The 24,783-nt window shown below is 66.3% G+C and carries 20 protein-coding genes; 10 read left to right on the forward strand and 10 right to left on the reverse strand.

Annotated features, from left to right (window positions below; translation table 11 throughout):
- Positions 1-136: 136 nt before the first annotated feature.
- The 3 genes from J2S73_RS08455 to J2S73_RS08465 all read left to right on the forward strand — a co-directional run bounded on the left by J2S73_RS08455 (position 137) and on the right by J2S73_RS08465 (position 5,470).
- On the forward strand, positions 137-2,491 hold the full coding sequence (locus J2S73_RS08455) for a DUF3141 domain-containing protein (protein ID WP_306885079.1): 2,355 nt from the start codon (positions 137-139) through the stop codon (positions 2,489-2,491).
- 110 nt (positions 2,492-2,601) lie between these two features.
- Positions 2,602-3,966 carry a malonyl-CoA decarboxylase gene (locus tag J2S73_RS08460; protein WP_306885080.1) on the forward strand — a complete coding sequence of 455 codons (1,365 nt, stop codon included), beginning with the start codon at positions 2,602-2,604 and terminating at the stop codon, positions 3,964-3,966.
- Positions 3,959-5,470, forward strand: coding sequence for a malonate--CoA ligase (locus J2S73_RS08465; protein WP_306885081.1), 1,512 nt, complete (start codon positions 3,959-3,961; stop codon positions 5,468-5,470). The genes J2S73_RS08460 and J2S73_RS08465 overlap by 8 nt, the downstream gene beginning before the upstream one ends.
- 48 nt (positions 5,471-5,518) lie before the next feature.
- Here the strand turns inward: J2S73_RS08465 and J2S73_RS08470 are convergent, their stop codons facing one another.
- Genes J2S73_RS08470 through J2S73_RS08485 form a run of 4 tightly spaced genes read right to left on the reverse strand, consistent with a single transcriptional unit; the run spans position 5,519 to position 11,128 of the window.
- Entirely contained in the window at positions 5,519-6,946 is a 1,428-nt protein-coding gene (locus J2S73_RS08470) for a peptide MFS transporter (RefSeq protein ID WP_306885082.1), read from the reverse strand.
- A gap of 36 nt (positions 6,947-6,982) precedes the next feature.
- Positions 6,983-8,302 carry an NAD(P)/FAD-dependent oxidoreductase gene (locus J2S73_RS08475; RefSeq protein ID WP_306885083.1) on the reverse strand — a complete coding sequence of 440 codons (1,320 nt, stop codon included), beginning with the start codon at positions 8,300-8,302 and terminating at the stop codon, positions 6,983-6,985.
- Positions 8,299-9,699 (reverse strand): aspartate aminotransferase family protein, encoded by a 1,401-nt coding sequence (locus J2S73_RS08480; protein WP_306885084.1) that lies wholly within the window; start codon positions 9,697-9,699, stop codon positions 8,299-8,301. Before J2S73_RS08480 ends, J2S73_RS08475 begins: the two co-directional genes overlap by 4 nt.
- A complete protein-coding gene (locus J2S73_RS08485) occupies positions 9,692-11,128 on the reverse strand; it encodes a glutamine synthetase family protein (protein WP_370874407.1) in 1,437 nt (478 codons plus the stop codon). Before J2S73_RS08485 ends, J2S73_RS08480 begins: the two co-directional genes overlap by 8 nt.
- 244 nt (positions 11,129-11,372) lie before the next feature.
- Between J2S73_RS08485 and J2S73_RS08490 the strand changes: the two genes are divergently transcribed.
- The 6 genes from J2S73_RS08490 to J2S73_RS08515 all read left to right on the forward strand — a co-directional run bounded on the left by J2S73_RS08490 (position 11,373) and on the right by J2S73_RS08515 (position 17,589).
- Positions 11,373-12,749, forward strand: a complete 1,377-nt coding sequence (locus tag J2S73_RS08490; protein ID WP_306885087.1) for a glutamine synthetase family protein — start codon at positions 11,373-11,375, stop codon at positions 12,747-12,749.
- Positions 12,750-12,912: 163 nt separating this feature from the next.
- Positions 12,913-14,007, forward strand: coding sequence for a polyamine ABC transporter substrate-binding protein (locus tag J2S73_RS08495; RefSeq protein ID WP_306885088.1), 1,095 nt, complete (start codon positions 12,913-12,915; stop codon positions 14,005-14,007).
- Positions 14,008-14,154: 147 nt separating this feature from the next.
- Positions 14,155-15,303 carry an ABC transporter ATP-binding protein gene (locus tag J2S73_RS08500; RefSeq protein ID WP_306885089.1) on the forward strand — a complete coding sequence of 383 codons (1,149 nt, stop codon included), beginning with the start codon at positions 14,155-14,157 and terminating at the stop codon, positions 15,301-15,303.
- A 78-nt stretch (positions 15,304-15,381) separates the two neighbouring features.
- On the forward strand, positions 15,382-16,332 hold the full coding sequence (locus J2S73_RS08505; protein WP_306886275.1) for an ABC transporter permease subunit: 951 nt from the start codon (positions 15,382-15,384) through the stop codon (positions 16,330-16,332).
- Positions 16,329-17,162, forward strand: a complete 834-nt coding sequence (locus J2S73_RS08510; protein WP_306885090.1) for an ABC transporter permease — start codon at positions 16,329-16,331, stop codon at positions 17,160-17,162. The genes J2S73_RS08505 and J2S73_RS08510 overlap by 4 nt, the downstream gene beginning before the upstream one ends.
- Positions 17,163-17,190: 28 nt before the next feature.
- Positions 17,191-17,589: a SpoIIAA family protein gene (locus J2S73_RS08515; RefSeq protein ID WP_306885091.1), complete on the forward strand. Its 399-nt coding sequence runs from the start codon at positions 17,191-17,193 to the stop codon at positions 17,587-17,589.
- On the opposite strand, the gene J2S73_RS08520 is transcribed toward J2S73_RS08515, so the two are convergent.
- From J2S73_RS08520 to J2S73_RS08535, 4 genes are all read right to left on the reverse strand, one after another.
- The gene (locus J2S73_RS08520) at positions 17,581-19,146 is read right to left on the reverse strand and encodes a phytoene desaturase family protein (protein WP_306885092.1); all 1,566 of its coding nucleotides are present in this window, start codon (positions 19,144-19,146) and stop codon (positions 17,581-17,583) included. The two genes, J2S73_RS08515 and J2S73_RS08520, sit on opposite strands and share 9 nt — an antisense overlap.
- Positions 19,143-20,039 carry a mechanosensitive ion channel family protein gene (locus tag J2S73_RS08525; RefSeq protein ID WP_306885093.1) on the reverse strand — a complete coding sequence of 299 codons (897 nt, stop codon included), beginning with the start codon at positions 20,037-20,039 and terminating at the stop codon, positions 19,143-19,145. Before J2S73_RS08525 ends, J2S73_RS08520 begins: the two co-directional genes overlap by 4 nt.
- A gap of 239 nt (positions 20,040-20,278) precedes the next feature.
- Positions 20,279-21,925, reverse strand: coding sequence for a chaperonin GroEL (gene groL / locus J2S73_RS08530; RefSeq protein ID WP_306885094.1), 1,647 nt, complete (start codon positions 21,923-21,925; stop codon positions 20,279-20,281).
- A gap of 56 nt (positions 21,926-21,981) precedes the next feature.
- A complete protein-coding gene (locus J2S73_RS08535; protein WP_306885095.1) occupies positions 21,982-22,269 on the reverse strand; it encodes a co-chaperone GroES in 288 nt (95 codons plus the stop codon).
- Between the two features lie 343 nt (positions 22,270-22,612).
- On the opposite strand from J2S73_RS08535, the gene wrbA reads away from it, so the two are divergent.
- Positions 22,613-23,212: an NAD(P)H:quinone oxidoreductase gene (gene wrbA / locus J2S73_RS08540; RefSeq protein WP_306886276.1), complete on the forward strand. Its 600-nt coding sequence runs from the start codon at positions 22,613-22,615 to the stop codon at positions 23,210-23,212.
- A 3-nt stretch (positions 23,213-23,215) separates the two neighbouring features.
- Here wrbA and J2S73_RS08545 read toward each other — a convergent pair whose 3' ends face one another.
- Together J2S73_RS08545 and J2S73_RS08550 are read right to left on the reverse strand one after the other, a co-directional pair.
- Positions 23,216-24,139 carry a DMT family transporter gene (locus J2S73_RS08545; RefSeq protein WP_306885096.1) on the reverse strand — a complete coding sequence of 308 codons (924 nt, stop codon included), beginning with the start codon at positions 24,137-24,139 and terminating at the stop codon, positions 23,216-23,218.
- Complete coding sequence (locus J2S73_RS08550) at positions 24,136-24,645, reverse strand: GNAT family N-acetyltransferase (RefSeq protein ID WP_306885097.1); 510 nt, start codon at positions 24,643-24,645, stop codon at positions 24,136-24,138. Before J2S73_RS08550 ends, J2S73_RS08545 begins: the two co-directional genes overlap by 4 nt.
- Positions 24,646-24,783: the final 138 nt, after the last annotated feature.

Raw genomic sequence — 24,783 nt, forward strand, 5'->3', positions numbered from 1 at the left:
TCGGGGGTGGACAAAGGTTCGTCACGCCTTCGATATATTGCGTTGCAATATGGAGGCAAAGGCCTTTGCGCCGGCGCGTTGAATCCAGCGAGTCCGAACCGCCGGGCTGACAAAGTTTCGATCCGGAGAGCCGCCCATGCTGACGTCCACGCTTCGACCAGATCTCGGATTTGGCGCCGGCCTCCCGCCTTCGGCCGAAAGTCTCGGCCTTCACGCCCGCGTGGACGCCTGGAACCGGATGACGACGGGGTTCGTCAAATGGCAGGGCGAGATGGCCAATCTGACCATGCTGCATGGCCACGCCCTAGCCAATCGCCTGTCGGGAATGGCGGAGGCGAATCGCGAGGCCGCGACCAAAGCATGGACGGCCTCGCATCCGTCCGGGCTCGCCGAGGACGTGGCCGCATACGCGGTCGACGCGGTGCAGCGCTGGTTCCTCTACATGGATACCCTGAGGGAGCGCGGAAACATCTTCCTGGCCCATGAGGCGGCGGGGCAGCCGCCGGTCCTCTATTTCGCTCACGAGACGGTGGTCGACGGCCGGTCCCTGCCGCGCCCCGTCAACTATTCGCTGCTGAAGATCCTGCCGCCCGAGGGCGTCCGCGTGGATCCGGACAAGCGGCCCTTCGTGATCATCGATCCCCGGGCTGGCCACGGCGCAGGAATCGGCGGCTTCAAGTCCGACAGCCAGGTCGGCATCGCCATCACCAACGGGCATCCGGTCTATTTCGTCGCCTTCCACCCCGAACCTGAACCGGGTCAGACGCTGGGCGACGTCACCCAGGCGGAAGCGGAATTTCTCCGCCGCATCGCCGGCCTGCACCCGGATGCGCCGAAGCCGGTCGTGATCGGCAACTGCCAGGGCGGGTGGGCCGGAATGCTTCTGGCCGCCTCGAACCCGGAGCTGACCGGTCCCCTGGTGATGAACGGCGCGCCGCTGTCCTACTGGTCCGGCCGCAACGGGGTGAACCCGATGCGCTATTTCGGCGGGCTCGCCGGCGGCGTGCTGCCGGCGCTGATCTTGTCGGACCTGGGCAACGGCAAGTTCGACGGTGCCAACCTCGTTCTGAACTTCGAGGCGCTCAATCCGGGCAAGACCTGGTGGCGCAAATATTACGACCTGTTCGACAACGTCGACACCGAGCGCGATCGTTTCCTGGAATTCGAGCGCTGGTGGTCCGGCTTCTTTTTCATGAACGAGGCCGAGATCCGCTGGATCCTGGAAAACCTCTTCATCGGCAACAAGCTCGGCCGGGGTGAGGCGTCCTTCGCGCCGGGCGAGTTCGTCGATCTGCGCCGCATCAGCCAGCCGATCGTCGTGTTCGCCTCGCGGGGCGACAACATCACGCCGCCTGAGCAGGCGCTGAACTGGATCTCGGATCTCTACCGCGACGAGCAGGAGATCCGCGTGCGCGGCCAGCGGATCATCTACATGATCCACGAGGATGTCGGCCATCTGGGGCTCTTCGTCTCCGGCAAGGTGGCGCGACGCGAGCATGCCCAGATCGCCTCGACCATCGAGATGATCGAGGCGCTGGCGCCCGGGCTCTACGAGATGGAAGTGGTGGAGAAGTCGGGCGAGGGGAGCGCGGCCACCTTCACCGTTGATTTCCAGTCGCGCACCATCGCCGACATCGCGTCGCAGGATGACGGTCGGGAAGACGAGGCGGAGTTCGCCGCCGTCTCGCGCCTGTCCTCGCTTGGCCAGGAAATCTACGACCTTTCGGCAAGGCCGTTCGTCCAGGCTGCGGTCACGCCGGCGAGTGCCCGGGCCTACTTCCAGTCGCACCCGTTGCGCCGCCGCCGGCGGCTCCTGTCGGACCGCAATCCGGTCATGAGTATGCTGGTCCCGGGCGCGGATCTGGCCCGGACCTATCGCCGGCCAGCGCGCAGCGACAACCCGTTCAAGGTCATGGAGCACCTCTTCGCCGATGCGGTCGAGCGCGACTGGGATCTCTATCGGGACCTGCGCGACGCGACCTACGAACTCACCTTCAATGCGATCTTCGGCTCTCCCTGGATGCATCGGCTTGGCGAGGCAGCCTCGATGCCGGCCGGACGGGACGCGGTCGGGTCGTACCGCGACCTTCCGGAAGTCCGCGAGGCCCTGGACAGGATGGAATCCGGAGGACTGGCCGAAGCAGTGATCAGGATGATGATCCTGCTGGCCCGGGCGCGGGGCTCGGTGCGCAGGTCGCGGCTGGAGCGTTCCAACGATCTCCTGTCGAAGACGGAGCCGTTCGCATCGCTCTCCGAACAGGCGCGGACGCGGATCATCCATGATCAGACGATCATCATCGACTTCGAGCCGGACAGGGCCTTTTCGACGCTGCCGCGTCTTCTCGACGGCGCCAAGGAGCGCGAGCGCGCGCTGGAAATCGTCCTGAACGTGGCCGGTCCGCGCCGGGAGATGAATGCGCCGACCAAGGACATGGTCGACCGGCTGACCGAGCTTCTCGGCGAGGAAGCCGGTCGGACCTCGGCTGCGTGACGGCCGTTCCGGCGCGCGATCCGGCCCAAGATCCCGGCTTCGCCGACAATCTGTCGCTCCCCGCGTCGCGGCGATTGAGATCGCCGCCACGTTCCCCCATCATCGGCCCCATGACGCAGGCTTCGGTCTTGAACGATCTCCTTCAAATCATCAGCGATCGGGGCAGGGCGCTGGTCGACTGGCGCCGACCCCGGCGGCCCAGCGGTCGGGCGCTCGGCGAGCTCGCGGATCTGCTTCTGTCGTCTCCCGGCGAGGCGTCGGGCGTGGCCCGGGCGCGGGAGCTGCTGGATGGCTACCGGGCGCTCGACTATGCCGGCCGGACCTCGTTCTTCCGGCTTCTGGTCGAGAAATACGGGGCCGATCGCGAGCGGCTCGGCGCCGCCTGCGCGCGCTTCATGGAAGAGCCGGGGGAGAAAACCGCCAAGGCCCTGCACACCGCCTCGGAACCCCGGCGGCTCGAACTGTTCCGGCGGCTCAATTTCGCCCCCGGCGGAACGGCCGATCTGGTCGCCATGCGGCTCGACCTTCTGGAGCGGCTGAAGGACCATCCGGAGTTCTGGACCCTGAACGACGACTTCAAGTCGCTCTTCCAGACCTGGTTCAATCGGGGCTTCCTGATCCTGCGGCGGATCGACTGGCAGACCTCGGCGGCCGTTCTGGAAAAGATCATCAAGTACGAGGCGGTCCATGCGATCCGCGACTGGGACGATCTGCGCGGCCGGATCGATCTGCCCGACCGGCGCCTCTACGCCTTTTTCCATCCCAGGCTCGGCGACGATCCGCTGATCTTCGTCGAAGTGGCGCTGACCACGGAAATCCCCGGGGCGATCGCTCCGATCCTGGAAACCGATCGTCAGCCGATCTCCCTGAAGGAGGCGACCACGGCCGTCTTCTATTCGATCTCCAACTGCCAGAAGGGGCTGCAGGGCATCTCCTTCGGCAACTTCCTGATCAAGCAGGTGGTGGAAGACCTGCAGCGCGAACTGCGCGACCTGAAGACCTTCGTCACGCTTTCGCCGGTGCCGGGGTTCGCCGACTGGCTCGCCGAAGAGCGGGCCAAGAAGCGCTCGACGATCATTCCGAAGGAGATGCGGCCGGCGCTGAAGCGGCTCGACACGGACGGCTGGTGGCAGGACGAGGCGGCGCGGGAAGACCTTGCGAAGGTGTTGCCGACGCTTGCAGCGTGGTACCTGACGAAGGCGCGCGACGAGCGGGGTCGCCTTCTCGATCCCGTCGCCCGGTTCCATCTGGGCAATGGCGCGCGTCTCGAACGGATCAATCCAGCCGCCGACCTTTCCCCGAAGGCTCTGCGGACCGCGCACGGTGTGATGGTGAACTATCTCTACGTCCTCTCCGATATCGAAAAGAACCACGAAGGCTTCGTGAACGACCGCGCCGTCGCGGCCTCGTCCGGCGTGAAGAAGCTCGCGCGCTCCCTGCCGGAGCCGAAGGAACTGGTGGCCGACGATGTCTGAGCTGTTCCGCCGGCTCGTCGCCGATGCCGACGAGGAAAGCACGTTCCTGATCGCCGGAGACCGGCGGATCACCTACCGCGAAATGGAGGCCCTGACCGGTCAGGCCGCTGCAGCGCTGGTCGCGCTCGGCGTGGCGCCGGGCGACCGGGTCGCCGTGCAGATCGAGAAATCCGTGGAGGGGCTGTTCCTCTATCTGGCGGCCATCCGCGCCGGAGCGGTCTACCTGCCGCTCAATACGGCCTATACCCCGGCCGAGCTGGATTATTTCCTCGACGACGCGGAGCCGGCGCTGTTCGTCTGCGATCCGGCGAAGCTGGATGCGCTGTCTCCGGTCGCGGAGAAGGCCGGCGTTCCTCGGGTCGAGACGCTGGACGGAAACGGCGAGGGCAGTTTCAGCGACGCGGTGGCCGAAATGCCCGTGGACGGCTTCCGGGACATTGGCGTTGGCGGGGACGATCTCGCCGCGATCCTCTACACGTCCGGCACGACGGGGCGTTCCAAGGGCGCGATGATCACCCACGAGAACCTCGCCTCCAATGCCGAGGCGCTGGTCGAGCTGTGGCAGTTCGGCAAGGACGACGTGCTGTTGCACACGCTGCCGATCTTCCACGTCCACGGCCTGTTCACCGCGACGAACACGGCGATGCGCGCCGGGGCGGCGATGATCTTCCTGCCGAAGTTCGATGTCGACGCGGTTCTGGCGGCCCTGCCGCAGGCCACCGTCATGATGGGCGTGCCGACCTTCTACTCGCGGCTGCTCGGCTCCGACGCGTTCGACCGGGACCTGGTATCCGGCATGCGGCTGTTCATTTCCGGCTCGGCGCCGCTGTCTCCGGAAACCCACAAGTACTTCTTCGAGCGCACCGGCCAGGCGATCCTCGAGCGCTACGGCATGACCGAGACGTCGATGATCACCTCCAACCCCTATGACGGTGCCCGCAAGCCGGGAACGGTCGGCATGCCGCTGCCGGGCGTGTCGGTGCGGATCGCCGATCCGGAGAGCGGAGATGTGCTCCCCGACGGAGAGGTCGGCGTGATCGAGGTCAGCGGGCCGAACGTCTTCAAGGGCTACTGGAAGAAGCCGGAGAAGACGGCGGAGGAATTCCGCGCGGATGGATGGTTTATCACCGGGGACCTCGGCTATGTCGACGGCGACGGCTATGTCTGCATCGCCGGCCGTGCCAAGGATCTGGTCATCTCCGGCGGCTTCAACGTCTATCCGGCCGAGATCGAGGCGGCGATCGACGCGCTTCCGGGCGTGAAGGAATCGGCCGTCATCGGTGTGCCGCACCGCGATTTCGGGGAAGGGGTGACGGCCGTCATCGCCATCAAGCCCGGCGCCCACGTCAGCGAAGAAGGGATCCGCTCCGGTCTGGAGGGCGAGCTGGCTTCCTTCAAGATCCCGAAACGGGTGGTGATCGTCGACGAGCTGCCGCGCAACATCATGGGCAAGGTGCAGAAGGCTGCGCTTCGCGAAGCCTATCGGGACCTCTACGGGGGGTAGGGCAGGTCCGGTGCCCGCGGCAGGGCGGTACTGCCGGACCGCGGGGCCTCAGCCGGCGCGCATCGCCCGCCGGATCAGCGGAACCAGCATCAACAGCCCTGCGGCCGCGGCAAGACAGATCGCGCCGTAGACGAAGAAGGCGTGGGAATAGACCTCGACCTGTCGGGCAGGGGCGGTGCCGTCCGGCACCGAGGCCAGCCCGCCGAGAAGGCCGGCGATATAGTTCGCGCCCGAGGTCGCCATCAGCCAGATCCCCATCGCGAACCCGGCCAGATGGCGCGGCGCGAGCTCCGTTGTCAGGGCGAGGCCGACCGGGGACAGCATGAGTTCGCCGATCGACAGGAACAGGAAGAACAGCACCACCCAGTAGGCCATGGTCTTCGCGCCCTCCGGCGTTTCGAAGATGCCGAGCGTCAGGATCCAGTAGCCGGCGCCGAGGAAGGCGAGGCCGAAGGCGAACTTCATCACGTCGTCGAAATTGATGCCGCGGCGTTCGATCGCCGGCCACAGGAAGGCGAGCAGCGGCGACAGCGCCAGGATGAAGAACGGATTGAGCGACGAGAACTCCTCCGGCGGCGACTGCCAGCCGAAGATATTGAGGTCGAGATCGCGCTGGGTGAAGACCATCACCGACGTCACGTCCTGCTGATAGACGGCCCAGAACGCGACGGAGAAGGCCACGAGCACCAGATGGGAGAGGAGCCGATTGCGCACGTTCGCGCGCTCACGGAAGACGAGCACCAGATAGCCGGCCACCACCAGCGTCTGCACGATGGCCAGGAAATAGCCGGCCGCAACCGGGTGGGCGATCAGATAGACGGAAATCAGCACCATCGCCGCCAGCGCGATCACGACGAGCCCGTGGGCGGTCAGGCTCGTGTTGTGCTCGTCCCGCGGCGCGTCGTGCTCGTCGAGAAAGCGGCGGCCGAAGGTGTAGGTCAGAAGGGCGAGCGCCTTGCCGCAGCCGGCGGCGGCGAAGGCGACCCAGTAGCCGAATTCCGTGGCGAGGATGCCGGCAATCAGGGTGGCGCCCAGCGAGCCGAGATTGATGCCCATGTAGAACAGGGTGAAGGCGGACGCCCTGCGCGGGTCGTTGTCGCCGAAGAAATGGCCGAGAAGGGCGGACACGTTCGGCTTGAAAAGCCCGTTTCCGACAACCAGTACGCCGAGCGCGATGTACATGGTCGCGGTCGAGGACAGCGACAGGATCAGGTAGCCGGCCGACATCATCGTCGCGCCGAGAATGATGGCCCGGCCGTGCCCCAGGACCCGGTCGGCGATCGCGCCGCCCAAGACCGGGGTCAGGAACGCGAACGAGGTGAAGGCGCCAAACAGGAGATACGCCTGGGCATCCTGGAGCTTCAGGACGTCGACCAGATAGAGCGTGAAGACGGTGGTCAGCGTGTAGTAGCCGAAGCGCTCCCACAGCTCGGTCATCGCGAGCACGTACAGCGCTTTCGGCTGGTCCCTGAACACCCGTCCCGCCCCCCGTATTTCTCCTGCCCGAAGAAACTATAACCGGTCGCGCAGGGCGTACCAGCTCATTGCGAGCACCAGGAGCGGCGTGCGTAGGAGCGTGCCGCCGGGAAAGCTCGGCACCGGCAGCCGGGCGAACACGTCCAGCGCGCCGGTGTCGCCGGCGATCCCGTCGGCCAGGACCTTGCCGGCGAAGGTTGCCGTCCCGACCCCCTGGCCGGAATAGCCGCAGCCGGCATAGAGGCCGGGTTCGACGCGGCGAATGAAGGGCATGCGATGGCGGGTGACGGCGAGGGTGCCGCCCCAGGCCGAAGCGATCGGAACGTCCGCCAGATCCGGGTAGATCTCCGCCAGGTAGGGCCGTACCACGGCCGCCGGATCGGCATTCAGGCGCCGCGTGTAGGTCTCGCCGCCACCGAACACGAGCCGGTTGTCCGGTGTGGGCCGCCAGTAGCGCACGACGAACCGGGTATCGGCAACGCATTCTCCGCCGGGGATCAGGCGCTGCATCCGCTCCGGACCGAGCGGTTCGGTGGCCACCACATAGTTGTTGATGGGCAGGACCCGCGCTTCCACGGAAGGCTCGATGCCCGCGAGGTAGCCGTTGCCGGCAAGTACCACCGTCTCGGCGTCCACGTGGGCGGTCGCCGTCGAGACGCGCCGCTTTCCCTGACCGGTGGCCTCGATGCGCACGACGCGGGAGCCTTCGTGGAGGCGCGCGCCGACGGCCTCCGCGGCCCGGGCGATGCCGCAGGCGAGCGCATAGGGATTGAGATGGCCGGCGCTTGCGTCCCGGAAGCCGCCGACGAAACGGTCGGACCCGGTGGCCTCGGCGATCTGGTCGCGATCCAGCACCGACAGCGCACCTACGCCATACCGATCGGCCAGATGGGCGACGTAGTCCCGTTCCTCGTCGAAAATCGCTCTGGTGTGGGCGGCCTCGATCAGCCCCTCGGTCCAGCCGCAGTCGATGTCGTGGTCCCGGATCAGGCTGCGCACCAGATCCTTCGCGGCCTCGGCAAGCTCCCAGAGGCGGGCGGCATCGTCTCGGCCGACCTTGTCTTCCAGCCAGACCTGATCGCGCCGCTGGCCGGAGTGGAGCTGGCCGCCGTTGCGGCCGGTCGCGCCGTAGCCGATCCGCTGGGCTTCCAGAAGCACCACGCTGCGGCCGGTTCGGGCCAGATGCAGCGCCGTCGACAGGCCGGTGAACCCGCCGCCGACGACGCAGACATCGGCGCGGCTGCTTTCGCTCAGTTCGGGAAAGGTCGGCGCGCTGACGCCTTCCACATAGATCGTGGGCGGCCCGGAGGGCGATCCGTTCGCTGCGCCGCCGGAGTGCCGCGCAGCGTCGGTCATTGGGCCATACGTCCGTCGCGCTGCAGCTTATCCAGCGTGTCGTCGAGGGTCTTGCGGGCTCGCGTGGCCAGCTCGTCCACCTCCTCGCGGGTGATGACGAGCGGCGGCGCGATGATCATGGAATCGCGCACCGCGCGCATGACGAGCCCGTTGCGGAGCGAGAAATCGCGGCACATCGTGCCGACCTCGCCCTCATTGTCGAAGCGGATGGACCGGCTCGGCTTCGCCGGTACCAGTTCCAGCGCTCCCATGAGCCCCTTGATCCGGGCCTCGCCGACCAGCGGATGGTCGCCGAGGGCAAGCCACCGCTCGGCCAGATAGGGCGCGATATCCGCGGCCCGTTCGACGACGCCTTCCTCCTCAAGGATGCGGAGATTCTCCAGCGCGGCCGCGCAGCAGGCGGGATGGCCGGAATAGGTGAAGCCGTGGAAGAACTCGCCGCCTTCCTCGATGAAGGTGTCGGCAACCCGGTCGGAGACCATCACGCCGCCGATCGGCAGGTAACCCGAGGACAAGCCCTTGGCGATAGGCATCAGGTCGGGCTTCAGCCCGAACACTTCCGAGCCGAACCATTTGCCCAGGCGCCCGAATCCGGTGATCACCTCATCGACCACGAGCAGGATATCGTAGCGGTCGCAGATCTGCTTGATCTCGGGCCAGTAGGTCTCCGGCGGAATGATCACGCCGCCGGCGCCCTGGATCGGCTCCGCGATGAAGGCGGCGATCTTCTCCGGGCCGTGCGCCTCGATCGCATGGGCGAGTTCGCGCGCCGCCCAGACGCCGAACGCATCCGGGTCGAGCTCGCCTCCTTCGCCGAACCAGTAGGGCTGCGGAACGAAGGCGATCCCCGGGATCGGAAGTCCGCCCTGACCGTGCATGGCGCGCATGCCGCCGAGGCTCGCACCGCCGATCGTGGAGCCGTGGTAGGCGTTCCAGCGCGAGATGATCGTCTTCTTCTCGGGCTTGCCCTTCAGGTCCCAGTAGGTACGGACCATGCGGATGACGGTGTCGTTGGATTCCGAGCCGGACCCGGTGAAGAACACGTGGTTCAGGTGCGACGGCGCGATCCGGGCGAGCTTCTCCGCAAGGTCGATGGCGGGCTTGTGCGTCGTCTTGAAGAAGGTGTTGTAGTAGCTGAGATCCGACATCTGCCGGTGGACCGCGTCCGCGATCTCGCGCCGGCCGTGACCGATCTGCACGCACCACAGCCCCGACATGCCGTCCAGCAGCCGGTTGCCGTCGGAATCGGTGATCCAGCAGCCGTCGCCGCCGACGATGACGCGCGAGCCTTCGGCGTTGAGCGCGCCGGTGTCGGTGAAGGGATGGATGTGGTGGGCGGCGTCGCGGCGCTGAAGCGCGGCCGTCGTCTCCGGATCGTTCGAAAACGCCTCAGACATTGAGGAGAAGATACTCCCGTTCCCAGGGCGAGATCACCCGCATGAAGGTCTCGTATTCCGCCTGCTTGATGGCGCGATAGGTGTGCACGAAGCTCTTGCCGAACAGTCCGACCAGTTCGTCGCACTCCTCGAACAGGGCGACCGCTTCCAGAAGGCCCCGCGGCAGGCCGTAGGGCAGTTCGCGCGCGGATCCGTCGATCGGCTCGTCCGGCGACAGTTCGCCCTCGATGCCGAGATAGCCGCAGGCGAGCGATGCCGCCAGCGCAAGGTACGGATTGGCGTCGGAGGACGGGACCCGGTTCTCCACCCGGCGGCTGGCCGGGGGGGAGTGGGGCACGCGCAGGCCGACGGTGCGGTTGTCGTAGCCCCAGTAGACATTGATCGGCGCCGTCGTCCAGCGCTCCAGCCGGCGATAGGAATTCACGTAGGGCGCCAGGATCGCCATCACGTGGGGCAGGTATTTCTGCTGGCCCGCGATGAAGGAGAAGAACTCCTTGCTGGGCGTGCCGTCCTGCGTGGAAAAGATGTTCCGGCCGGTCTCGATCTCCACCAGGGAGTGGTGGATGTGCATGGCCGAGCCCGGTTCGTTCGACATCGGCTTGGCCATGAACGTGGCGTACATGTTGTGGCGCAGCGCCGCCTCGCGGATGGTGCGCTTGAACAGAAAGACCTGGTCGGCCAGGTCGATCGGGTCGCCGTGGAGAAGATTGATCTCCATCTGCGCCGCGCCTTCCTCGTGGATCAGCGTGTCGATCTCCAGCCCCTGGGCCTCGCCATAGGCGTAGATGTCGTCGAAGACGTCCTCGAACTCGTTGACGGCTGCGATCGAGAAGGACTGGCGTCCGATCTCCGGCCGGCCGGAGCGGCCGATTGGCGGCTCCAGCGGATAGTCGGGATCGGTGTTCGGCTTGACCAGATAGAACTCGATCTCCGGCGCTACCACCGGCTTCAGGCCACGATGGCGGTAGAGATCGACGATGCGGCGCAGCACCTGACGCGGCGCATGGTCGACCGGACGGCCGTCGCGATAGCGCGCGTCGTGGATCAGCTGGGCGGCCGGATCGCTCGCCCACGGCACGACGGCGAGCGTCGAATAGTCCGGGTCGAAGATCAGGTCGGAATCGCTCGGGTCGTGCTTGAAGTTGTCGTCCTCCTCCGGATAGTCGCCGGAGATCGTCTGGGTGAAGATCGATGTCGGCATCGTGATCGAGGGGCCGGCGGCGAACTTCTCCGTGGGCATCATCTTGCCCCGCGCCACGCCCGCCTGATCCGGGACGATGCACTCAACGTCCTGGATCCGGCGCTCCTTGAGCCATCGCACGGCTTCCTCGTGCGATGAGACGCCACGGGCGGTTTCCGTCTCGACGAGCGAGCGGTCTTCGATGCTCATTTTTTCACGCGTGCTCCCGGCGCTTCGCCCAGGTCGCATCCTCAGTGATTGATGTTGGGGCCGACCGCCGCGAAACCGGTGACGGGGACCGAAAGGAACAGGGGGATGACCGGCGAGGCCGATGACAAACCTGAAGCCACTGTTTGACATAATAGAGGGTTGGCCGGAAAGTGCCTAGACTGCGGTCGGTTTCCTTGAGGATCCGCACTGCCGGGAATCAGTGACCAAGGTAAACCGCGTGCCCGCCGACCGAGGCGCGCCGGAATGTGCAGCTCCTTATCCGATGACATCAGACACCCAGGTGGACGCCGCCGGCCCGCTCGACGAGGTCGAGCGCTATCTCGCGCGCTATCCCGACACCGAAGCCCTCGAACTCCTGATCGCCGACACCAACGCGGTCATGCGGGGCAAGTGGGCGCCGGCCAGCACCATCGAGAAGGCATTCACCACGGGCGTGGCATTTCCCCTGTCCATGTTCGGGCTCGACGTCTGGGGGCGGGAGGTCATGGAGACCGGGCTCCACGTGGATACCGGCGACCGCGATGGCTTCTGCACCGCCGTGCCCGGCTCGCTCCGCCCAGTGCCGTGGGCCGATATTCCCACGGCACAGGTCATGCTGACCATGACGACGGAAACCGGCGAACCCTTCCACGGCGATCCGAGGCGGGCGCTGGAGAAGGTGGTCGCGCGCGCGGCCGGGATGGGGCTGCGGGCTTGCGTGGCTTTCGAGCTGGAGTTCTATCTGCTGACCGCCAGGCCCGGCGAGACCCAGGCGGAAGCGTTCCGGCCGGTGCTGTCGCTGGGCGATGGCCCCGACCGCCAGAACATGTACGCGCTCTCCGATCTCTCCGCCCATGCGAGTTTTTTTTCGGAGGTCCGCGCCGGTGCGGCGGCCCAGGGACTGCCCATTGACACCATCCTGTCGGAGGCGGCGCCCGGCCAATTCGAGATCAATCTGAAGCATCGCACCGACGCCATGGGCGCGGCCGACGACGCGCTCCTTCTGAAACGCCTGATCCAGGAGACGGCGCGGCGCCACCAGCTGCGGGCGACGTTCATGGCCAAGCCGTTCATGGCGTGGGCCGGCAACGGGATGCACGTTCACGTCAGCCTGGTCGACGGGGCCGACTGCAACATCTTCGCCGATCCTTCCAAGGGCGAGACGGTGCTGGAGTCCGCCGTCGCCGGGCTGATCGACACCATGGCGGCGTCGATGCTCGTCTTCGTGCCCACCTGGAACGGCTACAGGCGTCTGTTGCCGGGCTCCTATGCGCCGACCCGGGCCGCCTGGGGCCACAACAACCGCTCCGTCGCCGTGCGCATTCCGGCGGGTGAGGGGGCCGCGACGCGCATCGAACACCGGATCTCCGGGGCGGATGCCAATCCCTACCTCGCGCTTGCGGCGGTGCTGGCGGCGATGCTCGACGGGATCGAGGGGCATCGCAAACCGCCGCCGCCTACCGACCGCAACGCCTACGAGGCGCCGGCTCCGGAGCTTCCCGACCAGCTCGACGATGCGGTCCGGCTGTTCCGCAAGTCGGACTTCATCCGCCGCACCTTCGGCGTCGAATACCGCTCCATGTTCGCCGCCATCAAGGACGCCGAGATCGCCGCGTTCCGCGAAGAGATCTCGCCGCTGGAACGGGCCACCTATCTCTAGTCCGGTTCAGGCGCGCAACGGTCCGCGCCCGCAAACGCGCCATGCCTGCAAACAGTGCATGCCGATGGCCGGCTGGTTGGAAAACGGTTGAGCGGGGGCCGCTCCTTCCGTACCTTGGCCGCAATACAGGCTCGATCCCACATGCTCCAGAGGGGGAGATTTTATGCGTGGATACCTGCTGAGCGGACTGGTTGCGGCTGCCATGATGGCCGGCGCGCCGGCAATGGCACAGGACAAGGTCGTCAACGTCTACAACTGGTCGGACTATATCGACGAATCCATCCTCGCCGACTTCCAGAAAGAGACCGGAATCAAGGTCAACTACGACGTCTTTGATTCCAACGAGCTCCTGGAAACGAAGCTTCTGGCCGGATCGACCGGCTATGACGTGGTGGTCCCGTCGGCGACCTTCCTGGCCCGTCAGATCCAGGCCGGTGTGTTCCAGAAGCTCGACAAGTCGAAGCTCACCAACATCGACAACATGTGGCCTGCGATCGAGCAGCGCGTCGCCAGCTACGATCCGGACAATGCCTACTCGGTCAACTACATGTGGGGCACCACCGGCATCGGCTACAACGTCGACAAGGTGAAGGAGCGGCTCGGTGACGATGCGCCGCTGAACTCCTGGGCGCTGGTCTTCGATCCGGCGAATGCGGAGAAGCTCGCCGACTGCGGCATCCAGATGCTGGACGCACCCGAAGAAGTCATCCCGGCGGCGCTCAACTATCTCGGTATCGACCCGAACACCCGCGACGCGGACTCGTTCAAGAAGGTCGAGGAGATGTTCGCCAAGGTCCGGCCGTACATCCAGAAATTCCACTCTTCGGAATACATCAACGCGCTCGCCAACGGTGACATCTGCGTCGCCATCGGCTGGTCGGGCGACGTGTTCCAGGCCGCCGACCGCGCTGCATCCGCCGACGCGGGCGTCGAGGTTGCCTATTCGATCCCGAAGGAAGGCGCCCAGATGTGGTTCGACCAGATGGCGATCCCGGCAGATGCGCCGCACCTGGAGAACGCGCTCACCTTCATCAACTACATGATGAAGCCCCAGGTGATCGCGAAGGCGACCAACTATGTCTGGTACGCCAACGGCAACAAGGCATCGCAGGAATATATCGATCCTGAAATCCTGAACGACCCGCAGGTCTATCCGCCGGAAGACGTGCTGGAGCGGCTGTTCGTCGTGGAGCCCTACAATCCGCGCGACCAGCGGATGCTCACCCGCACCTGGACCACCATCAAGTCGGGCATCTGAGCCGGGCGCCGGGGCATACGCCCACTCCACTCGGGTCTGCGCGCCAAATCCCGGGGCGCAGACCGTTTCCGGTGGGCCGCCCGGTGCGGCCTTCTTCCTCGGGCCGGGCCGTGTCACGGGTTCGGCGGTTCAGGCGGGCAACGCGACATGGCCAAGCAGGCTCTCGGTCCGATCCGGCGCTCCTTCGCGCCCTGGGACGATCCCGACCGGTCGCCCCTCATCCACTTCAAGTCGGTGACCAAGCGGTTCGGTGATTTCGTCGCCGTCGACCGTGTCGATCTGCCCATCTACGAGCGCGAATTCCACGCGCTTCTGGGGCCATCCGGCTGCGGCAAAACCACCTTGATGCGCATGCTCGCCGGCTTCGAGGAGCCGAGCGAAGGCGACGTCCTGCTCGACGGCCGCAGCCTGAAGGGGGTTCCGCCCTACAGGCGGCCGGTGAACATGATGTTCCAGAGCTACGCGCTCTTTCCCCACATGAGCGTGGAGAAGAACGTCGCGTTCGGCCTGAAGCAGGACGGCATGGCCAAGAGCGAGATCGGCGACCGGGTCGCCGAAATGCTCAAGCTGGTCCGGCTGGAACAGTTCGCCAAGCGCAAACCGCACCAGCTTTCCGGCGGCCAGCGCCAGCGCGTCGCCCTTGCGCGCTCGCTGGCCAAGAAGCCGCGGGTTCTCTTGCTCGACGAGCCCCTCGGCGCCCTCGACAAAAAGCTGCGGGAGGCCACCCAGTTCGAGCTGACCGACCTGCAGGTCGAGCTCGGCATGACCTTCCTGATCGTGACCCACGACCAGGAGGAGGCGATGACGGTGGCCGACCGCATCGCCGTCATGGACCAGGGCGCCATCCGGCAGGTCGCCACGCCTTCTGAGATCTACGAGCAGCCCTCCTCGCGCTACGTGGCCGACTTCATCGGCGACATCAACATCGTGGAAGGCCGGATCGAGCCCGGGGCTAACGGGGTGACCCGGCTGGTGGCTCCTGACAGCGGGCTGGTTATCGAGACCGAGCAGACCCTCGACGAGATCCCGGAGACTGCCTGGTACGCGATCCGTCCGGAAAAGCTGCGGGTGTCGCTCGACGAGCCCTCCGAGGCCTCCGTCAACACGGTCTCCGGCGAAATCTGGGACATCGCCTATCTCGGAGACGTGTCGATCTATCACGTGAAGCTGGACGACGGCACCGTGGTGCGCGCGACGACGGCCAACACCACCCGTCTCGTCGAGCGTCCGATCTCCTGGGACGACCGGGTCTGGCTGAGCTGGGACCGGACGGCGGGCATCATCCTCACCCGGTAGCCGGGCAGGGGCGCGGAGGGCGCAAGCGACATGTCGAACGACGAGGCGGTCCGCATCAGCGAATTGACGGGCGAACCGATGCCCGGCGGGCGCGACGTCGACCGCTCGGCGCGTGGCCGGCTGGGTACCCGGATCGGCCGCTGGCTGGTCACGGCGCTTCCCTATGCCTGGCTTCTCGCCTTCTTTCTGCTGCCCTTCCTGATCGTCTTCAAGATTTCGTTCTCGACGATCGACATCGCGATGCCGCCCTACACGCCGGTGTTCGAGCTGTCGGAGGGGCTGTCGGCGAACCTGGCGAAGCTCCGCGACTTCACCATCGAGAACTACACCTTCCTGACTCAGGACGCGCTCTACTATCTGTCCTATCTGTCGAGCATCAGGATCGCCCTGGTCTCCACGCTGCTCACGCTGCTGATCGGGTTTCCGATGGCCTACGGAATGGCCCGGTCGCCGCGGGAATGGCGCCCGCTTCTGGTCATGCTGGTCATCCTGCCCTTCTGGACGAGCTTCCTGATCCGGGTCTACGCCTGGATGGGCATCCTCAGCCGGGAAGGCCTGCTCAACCAGTTCCTGATCTTCCTGGGCGTCGTCGATCCGGCCAACCCGCTGGTGATCCTGTCGACCACCACCGCGGTCTATATCGGCATCGTCTATTCCTACCTGCCGTTCATGGTGCTGCCGCTCTACGCCACGCTGGAGAAGCTGGACGAGTCCCTGCTCGAAGCGGCCGCCGATCTCGGCTGTCCGCCCTGGAAGGCGTTCTGGCAGATCACGGTGCCGCTGGCCGTACCGGGCATCGTCGCCGGCTCGTTCCTGGTCTTCATTCCGGCCGTCGGCGAGTTCGTCATCCCGGACCTGTTGGGCGGATCCGACACGCTGATGATCGGCCGGACGCTGTGGGCGGAGTTCTTCACCAACCGCGACTGGCCGCTGTCGTCGGCGATCGCCGTCATCCTTCTTCTGATCCTGGTCGTTCCGATTGTCTACTTTCAGAACCATCAGGCGCGCCTGCAGGAGAGCGGGAAATGAACCGGGGACCGAGCTGGTTCAACATCACCTCCATGGTGCTCGGCTTCGCCTTTCTCTATCTGCCGATCGTCCTTCTGGTGATCTATTCCTTCAATGCCGGGCGGAACGTGGCCGTCTGGGAGGGCTGGTCGACGCGGTGGTATTTCGAGCTTCTGAACAACGAGCAGCTCCTGGCGGCCGCCTGGGTGACGATCCGGGTCGCCGTGCTGTCGGCCACGGTGGCCACGGTGCTGGGCACCATGGCGGCGCTGGCGCTGGTGCGCGGCGGCCTTTTTCGGGGGCGCAGCCTGTTCTCCGGCATGGTCTACGCGCCGCTGGTGATGCCGGATGTGATCACCGGCCTGTCGCTACTGCTCCTGTTCGTCGCGATCGATTTCTCGCGCGGCTTCTGGACCATCACGATCGCTCACATCACCTTCTGCATGTGCTACGTGGCGGTCGTGGTGCAGTCGCGGCTGATCACCTTCGACCGGTCGCTTGAGGAAGCCGCCCTCGATCTCGGTGCGACGCCGGTGAAGGCGTTCATGGCGGTGACGCTGCCCATCATCGCCCCGGCGGTGGCCGCCGGCTGGATGCTGGCCTTCACCCTGTCCCTCGACGATCTGGTGATCGCCTCGTTTACCACGGGCCCCGGCGCGACCACGCTGCCGATCAAGATCTATTCGGCGGTGCGCCTGGGCGTCTCGCCAGAAATAAACGCGGTCTGTACGATCCTGATCGTTATCGTCACGATGGGTGTGCTCACGGCGTCGATCTCCATGAAGCGGCAGGAGGTCCGTCGACGGCGCGACGAACGCATGGCCCAGGCCGCCAACGCCGCGGCGGCCTAACGTCATCGCCGATACGGGACTTGCAGACATGCTTCACGAACTGTCGGGAAGCGCGGGCAACGTGATCGGCCTCCAGGCCGATGGCCCACTCACGGTTGCGGATTATCAGACCTGGGTTCCGGAGCTGCTTCGCCGGGCGGAGAGCGATCCGTCCGGCAGGATCCGGGTCCTGATCGAGATGGCCGGCTTCGAGGGCTGGGATTCGGTCGCCGCCTTCTGGGAGGAGATCAAGAGCGACGCGGTCCTGATCGGCAAGGTGGAGCGGCTCGCCATCGTCGCCCACAGCCTGGCCGACCGGTTGATCGCCGATGCCGCGGGCGTCGTCATGCCCGGGCGGGTGAAGGCCTTCGACGAGGAGGAGATGCCGGCCGCCTGGGCCTGGCTGAAGGCGACGGAGAGCGACGGTACGGTGCCGTCCTCAGCGTGAGCCGGTCGGATTGCGCGTGACCCGTTCGGCGGCCGACCCGCCGGCGGCGAGCGCGCCGGTGAAACCGCCGGATCCGGCATAGGCGGAGGCCAGCAGCAGCCCGGGCACGGGCGTGTCCGGCGACCGCGGATAGCCCTTCCAGATCGGTGTTTCGGGCGGCACAGGTGCAAAGCCGTAAAGCGCGCCGCCCGGTGCGTTGAGCGCGCGGGAGAGGGTGGACGCGGTCGCCATCTGCCGGGACGTGATCGCTGCGGCAAAACCCGGAAACCGGCTGTCGATCGCCGTCTCGATCGCCTCGATCCAGGCATCCCGGCGGGCGTCGTAGGCCGATGGCTCCAGTCCGTCCCAGTTGGACAGACGGTCGACGCCGACCACAGACACCAGGTGAGGCGGCTCCGACGAATGCCCCGCCTCGATCGCGGAATAGTCCACCATGACGAGGGCGGGAAGCGCCTCCGCCGGTTCGGCTCCGAGCAGGCCGGCGCAGTCGGCCATGTTGTCGAACCGCCGGATCCAGTCCGGCAAGAGGACCGTGGAATACGACGAGACGCCGAGCTCGGCCGGCCGACGCGACAGCCCGAAATGAGCGGAGAACAGCGAAATCGACAAGGCGCGGCCCCGGTAGCCGTCGATAAAGCGCGACCGGGCTTCGGCCGGCAGCATGCCCGCGACCACGGTCGGGGCGGCGTTGGCCAGCACGACGGCGGCGGGTGCTTCGGTCGAATCGGAGCCGTCGGCTGCGGTGTGGACGATCCCTCTCGCGCGGCCGTCGTCGCCGATCCGGATCTCCGTCACGGGCCGGCCGGCGTGGACCGTACCTCCGTTCGCGCGGATCGCGTCCACCAGCCGGTCCGTCAGCGTCTGGGAGCCGCCGCTGATGTACTTGCCGCCGTGGGCGAGATAGCCGGACTGGGCCACGGCGAAGAACGGCCACCAGAGCTGGGCCGGATTGTCGTCGTAGTAGGGCAGGTTCGCCCCCAGCGCGAACTTGGCGTCCTCGTTGCCGTCGAGGGTCCGGCCGAAGACGTCGGAGAGGGTGGCGTTCCACCCTTTGACGATGGGCCAGAGGTCGCGGGTCATGCGCGGCAGGCTGGCGATGCGGCCGGCCGTGCCGGCTCCAGAGCCCGCCGTTTCCATGGCCCGGGCAATGCCGGCCATCTCGCCGAGTACCTTGTCGGCGCCCCTGGCTGCTGCCGGAAAACGGCTGGCAATCGCTTCGCGCGCAGCCTCGAAGCTGTGGGGCAGGGTGAACGGATCGCCCACCGGACCGCCGCGCACCTCGTACAGTGCCGGCACGTCGACCAGCGGCAGGTCGTCGAGGACGCCGAGTTCGGCCAGATGGCGCCGGTTCGGGTCGCCCGGAACCCGCGGGTCCTCGGTCTCGTGCAAGGAGGCTTCGATGGTGAGGCCGGCACGGCGGTAGGTCGACGCGGCCCCGCCGAAATGATCGGAGCGCTCGAACACGGCGACCGAGAATCCGCGCTTGGCGAGCAGCGCTGCCGCCATCAGCCCGCCGAGGCCGGAGCCGATGACGGTGATCTCCACCGCCCGGCTCACGCCGGCGACGCCCCCGCCGGGCCGCCGGAGGACTTCGCGGGAGCGGCGCCGGACGCGCCGGCGGGAGATACCAGCGTGGTGTGCGGGTAGGGGATCGACAGGCCAGCGCCTTCGATCTCTTCCTTGACGCGCTTGGTGAAGTCCGTCTTCAGCGCCCACAGATCGGCGGAGGCACACCAGACCCTGAGCGTCAGCGTGACCTGGCTGTCGCCGAGCTCGGCCACGTACACGAACGGCTCCGGATCGCGCGCCACGCGCGGATCGCTGTCCGCCATCGCCCGAAGGGTTGCAAGGCCCTGATCGATGGAATCCTCGTAGGAGATCCCCACCGACAGGTCGAGGCGCCTTGTCGTGTAGACCGAATAGTTGGTGACCGTGGTGCCCCAGGCGCTGCCGTTGGGCACGATGATCTGGACGTTGTCGGGCGTCGCCAGTTCCGTGGTGAACAGCGTGATCGCCTTCACCGTCCCTGACTGGCCGGCGACGGTGATGTAGTCGCCCTGCTTGAAGGGACGGAAGGCGAGGATCATGACGCCGGCGGCGAGGTTGGAGAGGGTGCCCTGCAGCGCCAGCCCGATCGCCAGCGAGGCCGCGCCCATCACGGCGATCAGGCTCGTCGTCTGGAAGCCGAAGAGCTGCAGCACCGCGATGATGACCACGGCCAGCACGAAATAGTAGGCTAGGCTCGCCAGGAAGGCGTGAACGGTCGCGTCGATCCGCTTGGAGCGGGCGAGGGCGCGTTCCACCATCCGGCGGATCCAGTGGGCGACACGCCAGCCGATCAGCAGGATGAGCAGGGCGTAGATGACCGACATGCCCTGCAGGGCGAGCCAGGCCAGGATGGGTTCGATGGCCGATTTCGCGTCGGCGCTCACGCTGTCGATCATGTCCATCGGCACTCGTCTCAGGTGGGTTGGTCCGGGTCAACGCGCGAGCCTATAGAAAGATGCCGGTCTCGCGTCCAACCCAACTCTAAACCAGGATTGGTCTGGGTGCTCGTTGGAGACTGCGTCGCAGCCTCCAACTGCAACGAAAAAAGGGCCGGCGCTGCCGCCGGCCCTTGAAGGTGCTTGGCCTGGGCGGCCGATCCTGAGACCGGCCGCGCTCAGTCCGCGCTTGGGAGCTTTCGGGCTTAGAAGCCCATGCCGCCCATGCCGCCCATGTCGCCGCCCGCGGGCATGGCCGGACCCGAATCCTTCTTCGGGAGCTCGGCGACCATGGCCTCGGTGGTGATGAGCAGGGAGGCGATCGAAGCGGCGTCCTGAAGAGCGGCACGCACGACCTTGGTCGGGTCGATGATGCCCTTCTCGATCATGTTGACGAACTCTTCGTTCTGGGCGTCGAAGCCCATGTCCGGGTTGCTGTCCTCGAGGATCTTGCCGACCACGATGGAGCCCTCGGCACCCGCGTTCTCGGCGATCTGCCGGATCGGAGCCTCGAGCGCCCGCACCACGATGGAGATGCCGGCCTGAACGTCCTCGTTGTCGGACTTCATCTTGGCAACGGCCGCCTTGCAGCGCAGCAGTGCGACGCCGCCACCCGGGACGATGCCTTCTTCCACGGCCGCGCGGGTCGCGTTGAGGGCGTCGTCGACGCGGTCCTTCTTCTCCTTCACCTCGACCTCGGTCGCACCGCCGACGCGGATCACCGCGACGCCGCCGGCGAGCTTGGCCAGACGCTCCTGGAGCTTCTCACGGTCGTAGTCGGAGGTGGTGTCCTCGATCTGGGCCTTGATCTGGTTGACCCGGGCCTCGATGTCGGACTTCTCGCCAACGCCATCGACGATGGTGGTCTCGTCCTTCGTGATCGACACCTTCTTGGCGCGGCCAAGCATGTCGATGCTGACGTTTTCGAGCTTGATGCCCACGTCTTCCGACACGACCGTACCACCGGTCAGGATCGCGATGTCCTGCAGCATGGCCTTGCGGCGGTCGCCGAAGCCCGGGGCCTTCACGGCCGCGACCTTGAGGCCGCCACGGAGCTTGTTGACGACGAGCGTGGCAAGCGCCTCGCCCTCGACGTCCTCGGCGATGATCAGCAGCGGGCGCGAAGACTGCACGACGGCTTCCAGCACCGGCAGCATGGCCTGCAGGTTGGACAGCTTCTTCTCGAAGATCAGGATGTACGGATCGTCGAGATCGGCAATCATCTTCTCCGAATTCGTCACGAAGTACGGGGAGATGTAGCCGCGGTCGAACTGCATGCCCTCGACGACCTCGAGCTCGGTCTCGAGCGACTTGGCTTCCTCGACGGTGATCACGCCCTCGTTGCCGACCTTCTGCATGGCCGAGGCGATCATCTCGCCGATTTCCTTCTCGCCGTTGGCGGAAATCGTGCCGACCTGGGCAACCTCGTTGGAGGTGTCGATGGAGCGCGAGCGGGCTTCCAGATCCTTGACGGCCTCGGCAACGGCCAGATCGACGCCGCGCTTCAGGTCCATCGGGTTCATGCCGGCGGCAACCGCCTTGGCGCCCTCGCGGACGATCGACTGGGCGAGCACGGTGGCGGTGGTGGTGCCGTCGCCGGCCAGATCGTTGGTCTTCGAGGCGACCTCGCGGACCATCTGGGCGCCCATGTTCTCGAACTTGTCCTCAAGCTCGATTTCCTTGGCGACCGAAACGCCGTCCTTGGTGATACGCGGCGCGCCGAACGACTTCTCGATGACGACGTTGCGGCCCTTCGGACCGAGCGTCACCTTCACCGCGTTCGCCAGCGTGTCGACGCCCTTCAGCATCTTGTCGCGCGCGTCGAGCGCGAATTTCACTTCTTTCGCTGCCATGGTCGTGTGTCCTTTCGGTTTATTCGGTCAGATTTGGCGTGTCTCGGTACGCCGGATCAGGCCAGAACGCCCATGATGTCGGACTCCTTCATGATGAGGAGATCCTCGCCGTCGATCTTGACCTCGGTGCCCGACCACTTGCCGAACAGCACCTTGTCGCCGGACTTCACGTCCGGGGCGATGATCTCGCCCTTGGAGTCACGGCCACCCGGGCCCACGGCGACGACTTCGCCCTGCTGGGGCTTTTCCTGGGCGGTGTCGGGAATGATGATCCCGCCGGCGGTTTTGGTGTCGGATTCGATACGGCGAACGACCACGCGGTCGTGAAGCGGACGGAAATTCATCGCTTGCTTCCCTCTTGAGCTCAGTGAACGGCCGAACGTCCGTTCGGGAGGATCGGGGCGAACCGTCGAACCGCGAGGTGCAGCTGAGCTTCAATTCGCGGTCGCCGACGGTCGCTAGCACTCTCGTCAGGTGAGTGCCAGCTGCCGTGCCTGAGGTAGGCGGGGCCGCAATGGGTGTCAAGTCGCCGATAGGGAGGGATGGCGTCAAAATGCGGAGGGAAGTTGAGGAATCCGCAACGGTGTGTTCACCAGCGAGTGCTCGCCTTCGCGAAACGGCACGGCCATTTATCCGTTATCGCAACGGTTTGAGCAGAAGCTTGATCCCCAACCTGGAGAGCGAAAAATGGCGAAAGTGCTGGTCCTTTACTATTCCAGTTACGGTCATGTCGAGACCATGGCCAAGGCCGTCGCAGATGGAGCCCGTTCGGCTGGCGCCGACGTGGACATCAAGCGTGTGCCTGAATTGGTGCCTGACGAGGTCGCGCGCAACTCCGGATACAAGATGGATCAGGAAGGCCCGATCGCGACTGTCGACGAACTTCCTGACTATGATGCGATCATCATCGGTACGCCCACCCGCTTCGGAATCATGGCGGCCCAGATGAAGAACTTCCTTGATCAGGCCGGTGGGCTCTGGTTTGGCGACAAGCTCGTCGGCAAAGTCGGCTCCGTGTTCACGTCCACCGCGACCCAGCACGGCGGCCAGGAGACCACGATCATTTCCACCCAGACCCTGCTTCTGCATCTCGGCCTGGTCATCGTCGGGCTTCCGTACTCTTTCAAAGGGCAGATGGGTCTTGAGGAGATCAAGGGAAACAGTCCGTACGGAGCCAGCACCATCGCCGACGCCGACGGGTCGCGTCAGCCGAGCGAGGTCGAGCTGGAAGGCGCCCGCTATCAGGGCCGCCACGTTGCCGAGATCGCGGCCAAGCTCGCCGCGTGATGCCTATCCGCTCCCGCCCGGTTCGCCCGGGCGGGGCGCCCGCGCGGTCGCGCGCCCGGTGAGGGGCACCTTGGCCGGACGCAGCGCCGTGAGGCAGGCGGCCACGATGATGGCGGCGCCCGCGACGGTCTCCAGTTTGGGGACCTCGGCGAAAAGGATCAGCCCGAACAGCGTCGCCCAGATGAAGCTGGTGTACTCGATCACCCCCAGCTTCGCGGCGGGCGCGCGCGCGAAGCCGGCGGCGATGGCGAGCTGACCGAACGCGCCGAGGAAGCCGATCCCGACGCCGAGCGCCAGTGTCGCGCCGTCCAGCGGCGCCCAGACAACGGCCGCCGGCGCCGTCAGGATCAGACCGGCGGTCACGGTCTGCAGAAGCACCATGGTGGTCGCCCGATCGCTGGACGACTGCTGACGGATCATGACGGCGACCAGCGCGTAGCCGAAGGCACCCGCAACGGCGGCCAGAAAGCCCAGCATCTGCTCGGCGGTCAATCCGATACGGAGTTCGCCGCCGAGAATGACCAGGATGCCGAGGAAGCCGACCCCGATCCCGATCGCAACCCGGGGCTCGATCGGTTCGCCGAGCAGGAGGGCGCCGAGAAGGGCGATGAAGAACGGCGCCACGAACGCAATCGCGACGACGAGAGCCAGCGGCAGCACCGAGATCGCATAGAAGAAGCTCAGCGCGGTGGCTGCGACGATCGCGCCGCGCACCGCGTTCGCACGCAACGTGCGCAGGGTCAGGCGCTGGGGACGGGCGAGAAAAACCGGGATCAGGATGAGCGAAGCTGTGGCGTAGCGCAGCCAGACCGCCTGCATCAGAGGCAGGTACTGGGTCTGCACTTTCATGCCGGCGTCCATGGCGGACAGCAGGGCAACCGCCAGAACCACGAGTGCGATCGGTGCAAGGCCCGTCTCCGTCCTCATTGTTCCTCGTCGGGGTCGGAAGTGACAATCGGCCGGGTATAGGCGAATTCCCAGGTGTCGGAGGCATCCGCCAACGCGCGCCGGACCGGCAGGCGTTCAAACCCGTTGCGTTCGTAGAAGCGGTGGGCTTCGACGAAGCGGGTGTCGGTCCAAAGCCGGAGGCGTCTGGCACCGCGCTCCCGGGCAGTTGCCTCTGCTCGGGCGAGGAGCTGGCGCGCCAGCCCCCGGCCTCGGGCCGAGCGGGCCAGATAGACCTTGAACAGCTCGTGCACCTGCGGATCCCGGGTCGGGGCGACGGCCAATGACCCCACCACCTGTCCGCCCGCCTCCACCACCCAGAGCGACCCGCCCAGACCGGCAAAGTGGCTCGCTGGTGCTGCGAGTTCAGGCAACTCCTCCTCGACGAAGTAGCAGCCCGGATAGTCGGCGAAGATGGTGGCGATGATGCCGCCGAGAGCGGGGCCGTCGCCGTCCAGCGCCGGGCGCAGATGAAACGTCACGGACATTGCAGCGGGATCCATGTGGACGACGAGGGAACGTGGCTCTTGCCCGTTCGGGGGAAGCGGGTCAAGAACGCTTGCCCTGCCGGTCGGCAGTGCGGAGGCAACCGGCGGCATGCCGTCGGCGTTCAAGGGTGGGGGACC

The sequence above is a fragment of the Amorphus orientalis genome (assembly GCF_030814015.1).
In the GTDB taxonomy this organism is placed as follows: domain Bacteria; phylum Pseudomonadota; class Alphaproteobacteria; order Rhizobiales; family Amorphaceae; genus Amorphus; species Amorphus orientalis.

Bases quoted from the DNA above. Each gene is read 5' to 3' on its own strand.
- J2S73_RS08490 (WP_306885087.1), top strand. From the start codon at position 11,373: ATGACATCAGACACCCAGGTGGACGCCGCCGGCCCGCTCGACGAGGTC.
- J2S73_RS08505 (WP_306886275.1), top strand. From the start codon at position 15,382: ATGCCCGGCGGGCGCGACGTCGACCGCTCGGCGCGTGGCCGGCTGGGT.
- J2S73_RS08550 (WP_306885097.1), bottom strand. From the start codon at position 24,645: ATGTCCGTGACGTTTCATCTGCGCCCGGCGCTGGACGGCGACGGCCCC.
- J2S73_RS08465 (WP_306885081.1), top strand. From the start codon at position 3,959: ATGTCTGAGCTGTTCCGCCGGCTCGTCGCCGATGCCGACGAGGAAAGC.
- J2S73_RS08525 (WP_306885093.1), bottom strand. From the start codon at position 20,039: ATGGACATGATCGACAGCGTGAGCGCCGACGCGAAATCGGCCATCGAA.
- J2S73_RS08495 (WP_306885088.1), top strand. From the start codon at position 12,913: ATGCGTGGATACCTGCTGAGCGGACTGGTTGCGGCTGCCATGATGGCC.
- J2S73_RS08545 (WP_306885096.1), bottom strand. From the start codon at position 24,139: ATGAGGACGGAGACGGGCCTTGCACCGATCGCACTCGTGGTTCTGGCG.
- J2S73_RS08535 (WP_306885095.1), bottom strand. From the start codon at position 22,269: ATGAATTTCCGTCCGCTTCACGACCGCGTGGTCGTTCGCCGTATCGAA.
- wrbA (WP_306886276.1), top strand. From the start codon at position 22,613: ATGGCGAAAGTGCTGGTCCTTTACTATTCCAGTTACGGTCATGTCGAG.
- J2S73_RS08480 (WP_306885084.1), bottom strand. From the start codon at position 9,699: ATGTCTGAGGCGTTTTCGAACGATCCGGAGACGACGGCCGCGCTTCAG.
- groL (WP_306885094.1), bottom strand. From the start codon at position 21,925: ATGGCAGCGAAAGAAGTGAAATTCGCGCTCGACGCGCGCGACAAGATG.
- J2S73_RS08460 (WP_306885080.1), top strand. From the start codon at position 2,602: ATGACGCAGGCTTCGGTCTTGAACGATCTCCTTCAAATCATCAGCGAT.
- J2S73_RS08515 (WP_306885091.1), top strand. From the start codon at position 17,191: ATGCTTCACGAACTGTCGGGAAGCGCGGGCAACGTGATCGGCCTCCAG.
- J2S73_RS08455 (WP_306885079.1), top strand. From the start codon at position 137: ATGCTGACGTCCACGCTTCGACCAGATCTCGGATTTGGCGCCGGCCTC.
- J2S73_RS08475 (WP_306885083.1), bottom strand. From the start codon at position 8,302: ATGACCGACGCTGCGCGGCACTCCGGCGGCGCAGCGAACGGATCGCCC.
- J2S73_RS08510 (WP_306885090.1), top strand. From the start codon at position 16,329: ATGAACCGGGGACCGAGCTGGTTCAACATCACCTCCATGGTGCTCGGC.
- J2S73_RS08500 (WP_306885089.1), top strand. From the start codon at position 14,155: ATGGCCAAGCAGGCTCTCGGTCCGATCCGGCGCTCCTTCGCGCCCTGG.
- J2S73_RS08485 (WP_370874407.1), bottom strand. From the start codon at position 11,128: ATGCGACCTGGGCGAAGCGCCGGGAGCACGCGTGAAAAAATGAGCATC.